Source organism: Pseudonocardia sp. SID8383, assembly GCF_009864975.1.
Lineage (GTDB): Bacteria > Actinomycetota > Actinomycetes > Mycobacteriales > Pseudonocardiaceae > Pseudonocardia > Pseudonocardia alni.
In genome coordinates this window covers 1-443 of the sequence record NZ_WWFY01000542.1, presented here as the reverse complement: position 1 = coordinate 443, position 443 = coordinate 1, and the positions used below count along the sequence as shown (strand labels likewise).

General features: G+C 77.9%; 1 pseudogene. It reads left to right on the top strand.

Annotated features, from left to right (window positions below):
* A pseudogene (locus GTW08_RS13265) lies at positions 1-443 on the top strand (ABC transporter substrate-binding protein); the annotation flags it as partial.

The following is a 443-nucleotide window of genomic DNA, read 5'->3' as shown; positions in this document are numbered from 1 at the left end:
CCGCGCTGCCGTGGGCCGCGCCGCTGCGCGACGACCCCTCCTACGCGCAGGCGCTCGCCGCCCGCCCCGCGCCCGCGGCGGTGCGCGGCGTGCCGATCACGCTGGGCACCTTCACCGACCGCAGCGAGCTGCCCGAGGTCGCGGTGCTGCTGGAGCAGCAGCTGGAGGCGGCCGGGTTCGTCGTCACCCAGGACGTGCGCGAGTACGCGGCGATCGAGGCCGACGCGCTCGACGGCGCGTTCGACGCGTTCGTGCTGTCCCGCGCGACCGTGCTCGACTCCGGCGACCCCGTCGCCTACCTGGCCAGCGACTTCGGCTGCGGCGGCGGGTTCAACATCTCCCAGTTCTGCGACCCGGGTGTGCAGGCCGCGCTGGAGCGCGCCGCGGGCACCGAGGCCGGACCGGAGCGCCGCGCCGCGACCGCCCGCGCCGAGGCCGCCGTC